Here is a 13,558-nt window from a genome sequence, read left to right on the forward strand (position 1 = left end):
TGTGGGTGTCACGCGGGGCGGAGGAGGGCTTCGGCGCCGCCGTCTATGAAGAGGAGTTGGCCGGTCATGTGGGTGTTTTCGGGGGAGGTGAGCCAGGTCAGGAGCGGGGCGATCTGTTCGGGGCGGGCGTAGCCGTTGAGCGGCATCGGGACCGCGGTGTCGACGAGCCGGCGCGTGGCGGGGTCGGCGAGCATGCCTTCGGTCATCGGGGTCAGGACGGTACCGGGGCCGATGGCGTTCAGGGGGATACCGGCGCCCGCCCAGTCGGGAGTGACCGCGGTGCGCCGTACCCAGCGAGCGATGGCCGCCTTGGACGAGCCGTAGAGGAGGTGCCCCTCGCCCCGGTCGATGGCGCTCTGCGCCGCCGCGGTCGTCGCCGCCTCGTCGCCGGCCAGCGCGGCGTCAACGATGGCCGGGTCGGAGGGATGTACGGCGGCGACGGAGGCGACGACGGCCGCGCGCGGGTCGGTGCCGGTGGCGAGCAGCGGGCGGAGGCGTTCCAGGGTGGCGACCGCGCCGAAGTAGTTGACCTTGATGGTGTCGGGCGTGAAGTGCGCGAGGCCGGCACAGGCGATGACGGCGTCGAGCCGGCCGGCGGTGAGTTCCCGGGCGCGGGCGGCCAGTTCGGCGCGGCCCTCTTCCGTGGCGAGGTCGGCCGCTATCGAGACGCCGGGCGCCTCGGTGGTCCGGTCGGCGCCGATGACGGTGTGGCCCTCCGCGCGGAGGCGGGCCGCGGTGGCCTCGCCGATGCCTGATGCCGCTCCGGTGACGAGGTAAGTGCGCGAGGAAGGGGGCATTCGTGGCTCCTTCGCTGCCGGCGCCGCCGGCTCGGGCGAGTGGAGTGACCAACTTAGATTAAATGGCATGACGTGCCAATAAGACGGAGAGGGGGAGAGTGAAGGGGTGCAGGTGCCGTGAGTACTGCGGGCTGCGGTGCTGTGGATGGCGGGGGTGGTGCGAGGGCTGTGGCAGGGTGACGAGGTTCCGGGAGGTGGTGCCGGAGTGCGGGACGGCGGGGAGCGGGCGGGAGAGGGGCGACGCGTATGGCAGCGGCACGAGGGCGGCCGTCGATCGACGAAGGGCGGCGTCAGGCGACCCGGATGGCGATTGCCGAGGCGGCGGCGGAGTTGTTCTCCGAGCGTGGCTACGAGGCGACGACGGTCGAGCACATCGCGGGGGCGGCCGGTATCTCGCTGCGTACGTTTTACCGGTACTGCCCGGCGAAGGAGGACGCGCTCACGCCGGTCTTCACGTCGAGCGTCAGCGGCCTCGCCGACGAGCTGGCGACGCGGCCTGCCGATGAGCCGCTGAGCAAGGCCGTCGAGGCGGCGTTCGCCGACTCGGTGTCCCTGCGCCGCCTGGCGGATGCGGACCGGGCGCGGCGGCTGCTCCGGGTGATGGGCTCGGTACCGGCACTCCGTACGCGCTGGCTGGCGGCCGGACGGGAGCTGCAGGACCGGCTGACACCGGTGCTTGCGCCGCGTACCGGCGGCGATCCCGACAGCATGGAGACCCGACTGCTGGCCGCGGTACTGATCGATGCGATCACGGTGGCGATGGAGTACTGGGCACGGGGAGACGGGACGGAGGACGTCATGGCGCTGACCGCTCGGGCGTTGCGATATCTCCGGATCGACCACCTGTAGCGGATCGACCGTCTGTAGCGGACCGGCCGTCTGCAGCGGACCGGCCGTCTGCAGTCGATCAACCACCTGCAACCGATCGACTGTCTACAGCGGATCAATCACCTATAGCGGGGCAACCGCCTGTAACGGGTCAACCACGTGTAACCGATCGGCCATCTGTAACGAGCGGCGACCGGCAGGCGACGACGCCCCGCCCGATCGACGACCACCGGTTCACGACGATCTCGCCGATCCACGACCGGTACGGACCTACGACCGGTTGCCTACCCACCACCGGAGCTGACCCGCGACCAGTACCAACGGCGCCCCCAAGGCCGATCAATGGGCAGTAACGGACAACGCTCCGGGTGATCGGCGGTCGGTAGGCGGTGGTGTCCCAGCCGGTCCGTGGCCGGTCGCAGCGCGGGGAGCTGCTGGGGATTGGTGGACGTGGCACGGGTGGAGCGTTCTCGGGGGCGTGCCCCGTGCCGGGCGCCCGGCGTGCCCCCTGCACCGCAGCGTGCTCCCCTGTGCGGGTGGGGTGCCCCTTGTCCGGCTCGCGGAAAATGCGATAGTCAAGTGGACCGATCACGGGGGGACCCATGCGTAGATTTCTGGCTGCAGTCATCGCTGCCGCCGCGCTGAGCGGGACGCTGGGCATAGCGTCGGCGGAGCCGGCCGCCGCCGCGTCCGGGCACCATCGGACGCCGCAGTGCGTCAAGGTCGTCAAGTACTTCACGAAGAAGCACAAGCGGTACGTCCGGCTGACGAACCTGTGCGGCAAGCGGACCGCCTGCTACACCGTCGTCGTACCGATGCGCCCCGATACGCGCGGTCGGCTGAAGAAGGGCGCGACGAAGAACGTGCGCTACGGGACGGACCGCGATCCACGGGCGCTGTACGTCAAGAACCGTCCCTGTTGATGATGACGACTCACTTGACGACTCAGGTGACGACTCACGGTAGGTAACGGCCGGCCGGCGGGGCCGGCGGGCAGGCAGCCCGCGGTGGCGCACCCGCCGGCCGCCCGCCCCTCTCCGGCCCCTCAGACCGGCCCTCAAACCAGCCCTCGAACGCCCCTCGAACACCCCTCGAACCGGCCCTCACCCACGGCCTAATTCTTCACTAGTAAAACACCTGCTAATCTTTAAGTATGGGCAAGCATGCTGGACCGTCACGACCGAGACAAAAGGACACCGAGGGAGTCATTCGGGCGCGGCCGCTGCCGGTCAAGAGCACTGTGCGGCTGCGCCGGCCAATGGAGGCGCGGCACTGGCACAAGCCCGCGTTCAGTGCGGCCGTCGCCATTGCCGTGCCCGACCTGGCGCTGCTCGCCCTGGACCGGATGGACCTGGTCCTTTACACCTCGGCCGGTGCGATGTGCGCGCTCTACGGGCACAACAAGCCGTACGCCGCGCGTGCGCGGACCGTCGCCTGGGTGATCCTTTCCATGATCGCCAGCCTCGCCGTCGGCCTGGTCAGCTCCGCCTTCGTCGGCAACACCTTGCTGCTCGTACTGATCGCCTCGGCGCTGGCGGCGGTGCACAAGATGATGTGCGACGCGACCCGTATCGGACCGCCCGGCAACCTCATCATCACGTTCATCTCGGCCTCGGCCTTCTTCGTGCCGCAGCAGCCTGGCCTGATCCCCTTCCATCTGCTGCTCGCCGTCGTGGGCGGCGCCGTCGCGTGGCTGGTGTGCATGGCGCCCTGGCTCGTACGGCCGGAGGGGCCGCAGCGGATCGCCACGGCGCGGGCACTGGAGGCCGCGGCAGGGCTGCTGCGTGCCGCGCCCGACGCCGCCGGTCCCCGCCACGCCACCGCGGCCGCGGTCAACGCCGCATGGCAGACGCTGTTCCTCGTACCGGCCCGCAGCGCCGCCAAGTACAACGCCAGGGCCCGCCTGGAGCGCCTGCTCATCCACGCCGAGTCCGCCCTGGCCGAACCGGCCGCCGGTGCCCGCTCCGCGGACGCCGCGCGCTTCGACGCCTGGGCTCAGGACCTGCGCCGCGGCCGGCCGCTCCCCGAGGTCGCGCTGGACGCCGGGCAGACGGCGGAACTGGCGGGCATCGCTGCCGACCAGGCGGCAATGGCCGGGAGGGGCCAGGAGGCAATGGCCCGTACCGGTGCCGGCACCGACTTCGGCTCCGGCTCCGGCTCCGGCACCGACTTCGGCTCCGGACAGGACGGCGGCGCGGCCGATCTGCGTCGCCCCTCCCCCGACCATCTGCGCCACCTGCGCGGCTTCCGGCCCGTGCTGGAGCAGCTGCGGCCCGGTTCGCCGCTGCTGCCGGTCGGGGTGCGCGTCATGATCGGCTGTACGCTCGCGGGCTGGGCCTCCATGGCCATCGGCTCCGAGCACCCGTACTGGGCGGTGGTCACCGCGGCCTCGGTCTTCCAGGCCAACACCACGCTCTCCTGGCAGCGCGCCCTTCAGCGCGCTCTGGGCAATCTCCTCGGACTGCTGCTCTTCACCGCGCTGCTGCCGGTGATCCACACCGGTCACCTGGCGATGGTGCTGCTGATACTCCTCTTCCAGGTCGGCGCGGAGGCGTGGATCCCCCGCAACTACTGGCTCGGCTCGGTCTGCGTCACCCCGATGGCACTGCTGCTCACCTCCTTCGGCAACGCGATGCCCGCGGGCGTCCTCGTGCGCGACCGGTGGGTGGACACGGTGGTCGGCGCGGTCATCGGCCTGATCTGCTGCGTACTGGTGACCAACCGGCGCGCCACCGACCGTATCGAGGCCGCGGTGGCCCGTGTCGTCGCGGCCCGCGAAGCGGCGGTCGCGGTGCTCGACGCGGATCTGCCGGACGACCACGAGGCGGTATACGAAACGGCATACGAGGCGGGGTGGGCCCGCGACCGGCTCGCCGCGGCGCTGGTCGAACTGCGCGAGGCCGTCGAGGTCGCCTCCGGCGAGTGGTGGCAGCGCGCCCTGCCCGCCGAGCGCGTCGCCCTCACCGAGCGCGACGGCCATCGCACCCTCGCCCGCCTCGTCCGGCGCCTCACCGCACCAACGCTGGCGGCGTAGGGACCCAGTACCCCGGTAGCCCAGTGCCCCAGTAGCCCAGTAGCCCAGTAGCCCAATAACCCAGTGCCCAGTGTCCTGGCGCCTCAATGTCCTGCTGGTGGCCCAGTGCTGCCCCAGTGGCCTCGTGCCCTAGTAGCCCAGCGGACGCGCAGCAGTACCGGGCCTGCGGCCCCGGCGTGAGACACGGGTACGCGCCCCGTGGGCAGAATGGGCGCGAAAGAACGGCGGACGAAGGAGAGCTGAGCGTGGCCGAGGACATCGTCGCAGGGGTGCTGCGGCAGTGGCAGCAGGTGCATCCCGGTCTCGACACCGGGCCGATGGCCGTGATCGGACGGCTCAACCGCTGCTCCGCGCTGCTCCAGCAGGCGGTGGACGCTCCGCTCGTACAGGAGGGGCTGACCCGAGCGGAATTCGATCTGCTCGGCACGTTGCGGCGGACCGGACGCGAGCTGACGCCGGGGCAGCTCGCGCGGGAGACGTTCGCGTCGGGCGCCGCCGTCACCAAGCGGCTGCGGCTGCTGGAGGAGCGCGGCCTGGTCGCCCGGCGCGCCGACGCGCGCGACCGCCGGGTCGCCCACCTCAGCCTCACCGACGAGGGCCGCGAGCTGATCGACCGGCTGCTGCCCGATCAGCTCTCGTTCGAGTCCAGCCTGCTGTCCGGGCTGTCCGGCGAGGAGCTGGGGAACCTCTCCGCGGCCCTCTCCGACCTGTTGCTGCACCTCGAAGGACGGCTGGGCGCCCCGCGCACCTGAGCGCGCCCCTCGGGCCGCCGTGGCGCCCGGCCCGGCCGCCACGGCAAAGTCTCGCCGCGCCGAATCGCGGCCGGGTGCGCCGCTTCCTACAGTGAGCCGTGAAGGCCCAGGGGCTTGTCCGGTAGTGAGGAGTGACCCATGGACCAGCAGGAGATCCTCTCCCGTATTGCGGCGATGGTGGAGACCGAGAAGGCGCTGCGCGAGCGCATCGCCACCGAGGAGACGGGCGGTGACGAGGAGCGTACGCAGCTGGCGGCGCTGGAACGCCAGCTCAACCAGTGCTGGGACCTGCTGCGGCAGCGGCGCGCCAAGAGCGAGTTCGGGCAGAACCCGGACGAGGCGGCCGTCCGCCCGTCGTCCCAGGTGGAGCAGTACCGGTCGTAGGACCGGCACAAGAGCCCGGCCCCGGAGCCCGGCCCGAGCCCGCTCCGGAGTGGCGTACGCATGTCCGGCCACGGCGGCCGGTACGTTCGGCGTATCCGGCGGTCGTCCCGGGCGCCGGGGTGCGTACGGAAGCCGTCGGAGAGCACACGCGTCCTGCTCCCGGCCGCTGCCCCGGGGAAGCGGGGCGGGGTCGGCGTGAGGAGCGGTTGTCCGCTTCCCTCGGGGGCCGTGACGCAGCTCACGCGGAAATCCGGTGCACTGCCGTAACGATGCGGCCGTCATAGATGTCGTACAGGCAAGGAACCGCACCGGACAGACACCAGGGAGCCGACGATGCCGGACATCATCGACCACGCTGTTCAGGCCGGCCTCATCGCGACGGCACCGCAGTCGCGCGCCGTCCTCGCCCGTCTGCGCTACAAGAGCACCGATCCGTTCGCCGTACAGGCGATCTTCCCGGCCGCGGCCTCCCTGGACGGCGCGGAGGTCCGCTGGACGTTCGGCCGCGATCTGCTGGCGGCGGGGCTGCTGGGGCCGGCCGGGGAGGGCGACGTACACGCCTGGCCGTGCGGCCCGCGCCACACGATGCTCGAGTTCCACGCGGCCGACGGCATGGCGATGGTGCGGTTCGCCTCCGCCGATCTCCGGCGCTTCCTGGCGAGTGCCTACCTCGTGGTGCCGCGCGGCGCCGAACCCCGCTTGCTGGACGTGGACGCCGACCTCGCGGCACTGCTGCGCGAGGCGTAAAGACGGCTCTCCGGATGCGCAGAGGCGGTACCCGGATACGCGGTTTTTTAGCGGCACCCCGGACACGTGGAGACAGACCGCGGACGCGCAGAGACGGACCGCGGACGCGCAGAGGTGGATCACGGACGCGCAGAGGTGGATTGGATCATGGATGCGCAGGGGCGGAACCCGGCCAGGAAAGGCGGAATCCGGACGTGAAGGACGAGGTCCGGGCGTGAAAGGCGGGACCCGGGTGCGTACCCGCCAGGAGCACCTGATATTCCGTATCTGACAACAGCAGACCGGGAGGGGGCCGAATGTGGGCGCCTCCCCCAGATGACACGGTTCACACCTGACATGACATAGATCACACCCCTGTCACATGCACGGCTCACCCGGGCACTGCGTCTAGCAGAGTGAGCCGTGTGCACACCCGGCCACCATTCACGACCCGACAGCCGTAAGGGAGCAGCCGCGATGCAGAGCGCCATCGACCAAGCCGTGCAGGTCCGTCTGATCGCGACCGCGCCGGGTTCGCGTCCGGTGCCCGCCACCCTGCACTACCACCCGGCCGACCCGCTGGCCGTGCGGATGTCCTTTCCGCCGGAGATCTCGCTGGACGGCGCCGCGGTGGAGTGGACGTTCGCGCGGGAGCTTCTCTCCCAGGGCCTGCGCGGGGCGGCCGGCACCGGTGACGTACGGGTGCGGCCGCTCGGCGACGACCGGACCGTACTGGAGCTGCACGTGGCGGACGGCGTCGCGATGGTCCAGATGAGCTCTGCGGACATCCGGCTCTTCCTGGCGCGCGCGTACGAGGCGGTGCCCGCCGGGGAGGAGCAGCTCGACGTGGACGGCGGCCTCGCGCAGCTCCTCGGCGGCGAAAGCTGAGAGAGCCGGGAAGACCGAGCGAGCCGAGAGGGCTGAGAGAGCCGAAAGGGGCCCACGGGCCCCGTCGGCTGCCCCTGTTACCGACCCGTCAAGAAACATATCGATACTGGTCACATGCCACGAGTACTGCTCATCGAGGACGACGCCGCCGTTCGGCACGGGGTCTCTCTCGCGCTGCGGCGGCGCGGCCACGAGGTGGCGGCCGCGGCCAGCGGCGAGGAGGGGCTGACCACGCTGCCGGCCTTCCGGCCGGACATCGTGCTGCTGGACCTGATGCTGCCGGGCAAGGACGGCTTCGAGGTGTGCCGCCGCATCCGGGCCGACCGGCAGCTGCCGATCATCATGCTCACGGCGCGCGGCGACGACCTCGATGTGGTGCTCGGCCTGGAGGCGGGCGCGGACGACTACATCGTGAAGCCCGCCCGGGGCGAGGTGCTGGAGGCCCGTATCCGGGCGGTGCTGCGGCGGACGGCGCCGCCCGCGCTGGGTGATGCCGGGCCGCACGAGCCGGGCCCGGTGCCGGTGGAGGCGCACGGCGAACTGGTCGTGGACCGGGCCGGGCTGGTGGTGGCCAAGAACGGTCAGGACCTGGCGCTGGCGCCGTCGGAGATGAAGCTGCTGCTGTTCCTGTCGGCCGCGCCGGGGCAGGTGTTCAGCCGTCAGCAGCTCCTGGAGCACGTGTGGGAGCACAGCTACCACGGGGACGCGCGGCTGGTGGACGCGTGTGTGATGCGGCTGCGGACGAAGATCGAGGACACCCCGCGCAGCCCGCGGTACGTCCAGACGGTCCGCGGCTTCGGCTACCGCTTCGGCCCGCTGTGACGGGACCGGAAGCGGGAGCGGGACCGGGACCGAAAGCGGGAGCGGAGTCGGGAACGCGAGCGGAGATCGGCACGGAAAAGGGACCGGGAACGGACGTGCCGGACGTGCCGGTCGCCCCGGTCGCGCCGGCCGCGGAGACCCGCCGGACCCGGCTGCGGCAGTTGCTGCGTGGCCTGCGGGCCCGGCTCGTCGTGGCCTTCCTGCTGGTCGCGGCCGTGAGTGCGCTGACGACTGCCGCGCTCACATACCGCGAGGCCCGCAACGCCATCCTGGAGCGCTCGCAGGACACCGCCATCAACGATCTGCGGGCCCAGATCAATTCGCTCGCGCCCGACCTGCCCGTGCCGCCCAGTCGGGCCGATCTGGAGGAGTTCGCACGGCAGCTGGACCGGTCCGGCAAGGCCCGGGACTGGGACGTCGAGGCGGACTACGAAGGCGTACCGAGCGAGGGATCGGACGCGAACGTGGCGGTACCGGACGCGCTGCGGAAGTCCGTGGAGGAGCGGCACGTACCGGCGTTCCAGCGGGTCGAGCGCGACGGCGAGCCATGGCTGCTGATCGGTATGCCGGTCACCCGGGCGCACGATCACGCCCCGTCCAGGCTGTCCGTGTACGCCCGGGTGCCGCTGCGCGCCGAGGAGGCCAACGTCGAGGAACTGGTGAGCGCCGCGCAGCGGGGCGCGCTGCCGGTACTGGCGCTGGCCCTCGTACCGGCGCTGTTCGCGGCCCGCGGCGTGCTGCGGCCGGTCCGCAAGCTGCGGCAGGCGGCCGGGCGGCTCGCCGAGGGCAAGCTGGACACCCGGCTGGAGGTCAAGGGCGGGGACGAACTGGCCGAGCTGTCCCGTACGTTCAACGACATGGCGGCGCACCTGGAGGAGAACGTCGCCGAGCTGCGCCGGCTGGAGTCCAACTCGCGGCGGTTCGCGGCGGACGTCTCGCACGAGCTGCGCACGCCGCTCGCCGCGATGAGCGCGGTCACGGACGTGCTGGACGAGGACGCGGAGGCCGGGGAGCTGGACCCGGACACCGCGTCGGCGGTGCGGCTGATCAGCCAGGAGACCGGCAAACTGGCCCGCATGGTGGAGGACCTGATGGAGGTGTCGCGGTTCGACGCGGGTGCCGCGGCGCTCCATGTGTACGACGTGGACGTCGCCGAGGCGATCCGCAAGACGCTGCAGGCCAGGGCGTGGCAGGACCGGGTGACGACCGATCTCGCGGCGGACGTGCGGGCCCGGCTGGACCCGCGCCGGCTGGACGTGGTGATCGCCAACCTGGTCGGCAACGCGCTGCACCACGGGGGCGAGCCCGTCGCGGTACGGCTGCGCGCCCCGGAGGACGGCCGGCTGGAGATCGAGGTGGCGGACAACGGGCCGGGCATCGACCCGGAGGTGCTGCCGCACGTCTTCGACCGCTTCTACAAGGCGGACTCGGCCCGGGCCCGCTCCGAGGGCAGCGGCCTGGGGCTGGCGATCGCCATGGAGAACGTACGGCTGCACGGTGGCACCCTGCGCGCTGCCAACTCCCCGGACGGCGGCGCGGTCTTCACGATCGGGCTGCCGCTGCGGTCGGGCGAGGAGGAGGCGTGAGAGAGCGCGTGAGAAGGAGCGTGGACGGGCGCACGGTACGCGGCGCGCGCGGGCGCCCGAGAGCCGCGGCCGCCGTCGCCCTCGCCGCGCTGCTCGTCGGCCCCCTGGCCGGCTGTGGTATCGAGCCGAGCGATGTGATCGACGCCGGGGAGCCGGCAACGGGGCTGAAGTCGGACGGGCAGGCCCCCGCCGACGTGCAGCTGTTCTTCCTCGCCTCCACCGGGCTGCGGTCCGCCGCCCGCTCAGCGGACCGCCCGGCCACCCCGCAGCGCGCCGTCGACCTGCTGCTGACCGGCCCGAACGCCGCCGAGCGGCAGCGGGGCCTGACGACCGCGCTGCCGGATCTGCGCGGCCGGGTCACGGTCACCTCGCGCGAGGGGCGCCTCACGGTGACCATGCCGGCCGACCCGGAGAAGCTGGACCAGCCCGCGCTCAGCCAGCTGGTGTGCACGGCGGCCAACGGGCAGGTGCCCGGCGACCGGCCGCCCGAGGACGTGCCGGTGACCGTGCGCGGCAAGGACGTGGAGGTCGGCCCGCTGGTCTGCGGCGGCAACAACGCGTACCCGTACATCACGCCGCGGTCCGCGCCGCCGAGTGCCGCCCCCACGGCGGCCCCGGATGGCACACCGTCCGCGGCCCCGCGCTCCTGACCCCAGCCAGCATCCCGCACTCCTGACCCGGCCCAGCTCCCCGCACCCTGACCGTCCGGCGCCCCTTCCTCTACGCTGCTGTCGGCGATCACTCCGGTCACCATGCCGACAGGGCAAGGGAGTTGCGGATGGTATTGCGGTCAGCGGCGCGCGGGAACGCGGCTTCGGGAACGTACGACTACATCGTCGTCGGAGCGGGCTCCGCGGGCTGTGTGCTCGCCGCCCGGCTCTCCGAGGACCCGACGGTGCGGGTCGCGCTGGTCGAGGCGGGCGGCCCCGACCGCAAGCAGGAGGTCCGCATCCCCGCGGCCTTCCCGAAGCTGTTCAAGACGGCGTACGACTGGGACTTCACCACCACCGCGCAGGAGGCGCTGGACGGCCGGGCGCTGTACTGGCCGCGCGGCCGTACCCTCGGCGGATCGTCCTCGCTCAACGCGATGATGTGGGTGCGTGGTCACCGTGACGACTACGACGCCTGGGCGGCGACGGCGGGCGAGGAGTGGTCGTACGACCAGGTCGTACGCTACTTCCGGCGGGCCGAGCGATGGGCCGGGCCGCCCTCGGGCGGCGAGGCGCGGAAGGAGCCGGTGCACGGCTCGGCCGGCCCCCTGTGGATCTCCCCGGCCCGCGATCTGCACCCGCTCTCCACCGCCTTCCTCGACGCCTGTACGGAATCCGGCCTGCCGCTGCTGCCCGAGCTCAACGCCCCCGATCACAGCGGCTGTGCGGCGACCCCGCTCTCGCAGCGGCGCGGGCGGCGCTGGAGCACGGCGGACGGCTATCTGCGGCCCGCGCTGCGGCGCGCCAACCTCACGGTGCTGACGGACGGAGAGGCGCGCCGGGTGCTCTTCGACGGGGACCGGGCGTGCGGCGTGGAGCTGGCGGGCGGCGTGCTGCGGGCCCGGCGCGAGGTGCTGCTGAGCGCGGGCGCGATCGGCTCCCCGCAGCTGCTGCTGCGCTCGGGCATCGGGGACGCCGGGGACCTCAAGGCGCTGGGGATCGCGCCGGTGGCCGAGCTGCCGGGCGTCGGGCAGCACTTGCAGGACCACCTCTCCGTGCCCGTACTACGGTACGCGCAGCACCCGGTCACGCTCACCGGCGCCGATACGCCCGCCAATATCGCGCGTTATCTGCTGGCCCGGCGCGGCCCGCTGACCTCGAACGTCGGCGAGGCCGTGGCGTTCGTGCGCAGTGTGCCCGAGGTGGCGGCGCCGGACCTGGAGCTGATCTTCGCGCCGGTGCCGTTCGTCGGCCACGGGCTCACACCACCCGCCCAGCACGGCGTGACCATCGGGGTCATCCTGCTGCAGCCGGAGAGCCACGGCCGGATCACGCTGAGCGACGCCGATCCAGCCGCGCCGCCGTGCATCGAGCCCGCGTACCTGAGCGCGCCGGCCGACCTGCAGCGCATGGTCGCGGGGGTGCGCTTCGCCGAGCAGCTGTTCGGTACGCCTGCGCTGCGACCGCACGTCGGCGCGGCACTGCCGCCGTGGCGGGAGCACACGGACGACACCGACATCGAGAAGACGGTGCGGGCGCTGGCGGAGACGCTGTACCACCCGGTGGGCACCTGCCGGATGGGCACGGGCCACGACGCGGTGACCGACCCGGCGCTGCGGGTCCGCGGCGTCGAGGGCCTGCGGGTGGTGGACGCTTCGGTCATGCCGAACATCACCCGGGGGCACACCAACGCCCCGACCGTGATGATCGCCGAGCGTGCCGCCGATCTGATCCGGTACGGGGACGGCAGCTGACGACGGCAGCTGACGCTCACTCAGGTCCGCTCATACGGATCCGCAGGAACCGCGGCCGGTACAGCGTCACGTCGTCATTGACCGCGCCGGCGGCCGGGGTGCCGGGCGGGCCGAGGGTGTTGACGTCGTAGCTGAGCAGCAGGCCGGGCCGGCCGGTGAACTCCGGGTGCGCCTGCGGGTTGTAGACCGCGGTGCGCTCGTCGGAGTCCGCCGGGTCGGGCGGCCGGGGCGGGGTGACCGCCCCGTTCGGGCCGTGCCAGGGGCCGTGTGCGGTGCAGGACCAGTAGCTGGTGAAGGTGGCCAGGCCGCGGCCGCCGCCGCCCGCCGCGTCCATGGTGAACAGCACCCAGGTACCGCCGTCCCGGACGACGGTGTAAGCGCTGCCGACGCCGCGCCGGCCTTCGCCGCGCAGCACGGGGACGGCCCGCCCTGCGTCGGCGCGCCAGCCGGTGCCGTCCCAGTAGCGCCAGGCGCGGGCTTCGGCGAGCCGGCCGGCGGGGACCCGGGCGAGGTACGCCTGGGCCGCCGGGCGGCCGGTGGGGGCGTCGCCGCCGTACACGTAGGTGTAGCGCCCCTCCGGTACGGCCGCCGTCCCGTAGAGCACGCGGGCTCCGGGGTCGGGCACGGTCGTGCGGTCGGCGACCGTGGTGACGCGTTCCAGGCGCAGCCGGGGCAGGGAGAGGGTGGCGACCTCGGTGCTGCGGGGTTCGCCGAAGAGCCAGGGGCCCGTTCCCGGGGCGCGGTTCCACAGCAGGACGCGGAGTACCCGTTCGGATGATCCGGGTGTACGGGGTTCCACGCGCGCGGCCACGGGCCAGCGCCACGCCCCCGCCGGCCCGTGTGCACGCGACGGGTCGGGGAAGTAGCCGACGGGCCCGTCCGGCGTGCGGCGGACCAGGGTCCGGTACGGGCGCCCCGACGGATCCGCGACGACGAGGGAGTTGCGGAGCAGGCCGGGCGGGCCGCCGCCGTCGGCCTTCCGCCGCCAGAAGTGCGGCTGCCCTTTCGGGTTGGGCGGACTCTGGATCCGGTCGAGGAAGGTGTCGGAGAAGAGCCACAGGACGCGGCCGCCCGGCAGCCGTACGGAGTGAGTGCCGTCGCCGCCGGTCCAGTCGTCCAGCCGGGAGTTGTCGTTGCCGTACCGGGCGAAGGCGTTCGTGAAGCGGGGTTCGGGGGCCCAGGAGGCGATCTCCCTGGCGGCGCAGGGGGCGGCGTTCTCGCCGGTGGGGACGGTGCCGAGTACGGCGGTCACGACGGTCGCGAGGAACAGCGCCGCCAGGACGGCGGTGCGCCGGGACACCCGGCCGACGGGACGGCTCATGCCCCGATCATGCCGC

General features: G+C 72.7%; 13 protein-coding genes. 11 read left to right on the forward strand and 2 right to left on the reverse strand.

The window, feature by feature from the left end:
- Window positions 1-8 precede the first annotated feature (8 nt).
- Window positions 9-797 (reverse strand): SDR family oxidoreductase, encoded by a 789-nt coding sequence (locus tag CCS38_RS03745; protein WP_223731742.1) that lies wholly within the window; start codon window positions 795-797, stop codon window positions 9-11.
- Between the two features lie 246 nt (window positions 798-1,043).
- Between CCS38_RS03745 and CCS38_RS03750 the strand changes: the two genes are divergently transcribed.
- From CCS38_RS03750 to CCS38_RS03800, 11 genes are all read left to right on the forward strand, one after another.
- The gene (locus CCS38_RS03750) at window positions 1,044-1,646 is read left to right on the forward strand and encodes a TetR/AcrR family transcriptional regulator (RefSeq protein WP_223731743.1); all 603 of its coding nucleotides are present in this window, start codon (window positions 1,044-1,046) and stop codon (window positions 1,644-1,646) included.
- A 581-nt stretch (window positions 1,647-2,227) separates the two neighbouring features.
- Entirely contained in the window at window positions 2,228-2,548 is a 321-nt protein-coding gene (locus tag CCS38_RS03755; RefSeq protein ID WP_223731744.1) for a hypothetical protein, read from the forward strand.
- Between the two features lie 230 nt (window positions 2,549-2,778).
- A complete protein-coding gene (locus CCS38_RS03760) occupies window positions 2,779-4,659 on the forward strand; it encodes an FUSC family protein (RefSeq protein ID WP_223731745.1) in 1,881 nt (626 codons plus the stop codon).
- A gap of 245 nt (window positions 4,660-4,904) precedes the next feature.
- Window positions 4,905-5,411: a MarR family winged helix-turn-helix transcriptional regulator gene (locus tag CCS38_RS03765; RefSeq protein WP_223731746.1), complete on the forward strand. Its 507-nt coding sequence runs from the start codon at window positions 4,905-4,907 to the stop codon at window positions 5,409-5,411.
- 138 nt (window positions 5,412-5,549) lie between these two features.
- Entirely contained in the window at window positions 5,550-5,795 is a 246-nt protein-coding gene (locus CCS38_RS03770) for a DUF2630 family protein (RefSeq protein ID WP_223731747.1), read from the forward strand.
- Between the two features lie 333 nt (window positions 5,796-6,128).
- The gene (gene ssgD, locus CCS38_RS03775; RefSeq protein WP_223731748.1) at window positions 6,129-6,542 is read left to right on the forward strand and encodes a spore wall synthesis regulator SsgD; all 414 of its coding nucleotides are present in this window, start codon (window positions 6,129-6,131) and stop codon (window positions 6,540-6,542) included.
- Window positions 6,543-6,998: 456 nt separating this feature from the next.
- Window positions 6,999-7,409 (forward strand): spore wall synthesis regulator SsgD, encoded by a 411-nt coding sequence (gene ssgD / locus CCS38_RS03780; protein WP_223731749.1) that lies wholly within the window; start codon window positions 6,999-7,001, stop codon window positions 7,407-7,409.
- A 114-nt stretch (window positions 7,410-7,523) separates the two neighbouring features.
- Window positions 7,524-8,231 (forward strand): response regulator, encoded by a 708-nt coding sequence (locus CCS38_RS03785; protein WP_223731750.1) that lies wholly within the window; start codon window positions 7,524-7,526, stop codon window positions 8,229-8,231.
- A gap of 104 nt (window positions 8,232-8,335) precedes the next feature.
- Entirely contained in the window at window positions 8,336-9,817 is a 1,482-nt protein-coding gene (locus tag CCS38_RS03790; RefSeq protein WP_223731768.1) for an ATP-binding protein, read from the forward strand.
- Window positions 9,814-10,467: a hypothetical protein gene (locus tag CCS38_RS03795; RefSeq protein ID WP_223731751.1), complete on the forward strand. Its 654-nt coding sequence runs from the start codon at window positions 9,814-9,816 to the stop codon at window positions 10,465-10,467. Before CCS38_RS03790 ends, CCS38_RS03795 begins: the two co-directional genes overlap by 4 nt.
- Before the next feature lie 128 nt (window positions 10,468-10,595).
- Window positions 10,596-12,221 (forward strand): GMC family oxidoreductase, encoded by a 1,626-nt coding sequence (locus CCS38_RS03800; protein ID WP_223731752.1) that lies wholly within the window; start codon window positions 10,596-10,598, stop codon window positions 12,219-12,221.
- A 16-nt stretch (window positions 12,222-12,237) separates the two neighbouring features.
- On the opposite strand, the gene CCS38_RS03805 is transcribed toward CCS38_RS03800, so the two are convergent.
- The gene (locus tag CCS38_RS03805; protein ID WP_223731753.1) at window positions 12,238-13,542 is read right to left on the reverse strand and encodes a DUF5005 domain-containing protein; all 1,305 of its coding nucleotides are present in this window, start codon (window positions 13,540-13,542) and stop codon (window positions 12,238-12,240) included.
- Between the last annotated feature and the right edge of the window lie 16 nt (window positions 13,543-13,558).

The sequence above is a fragment of the Streptomyces purpurogeneiscleroticus genome, from assembly GCF_020024005.1.
Lineage (GTDB): Bacteria > Actinomycetota > Actinomycetes > Streptomycetales > Streptomycetaceae > Streptomyces > Streptomyces purpurogeneiscleroticus.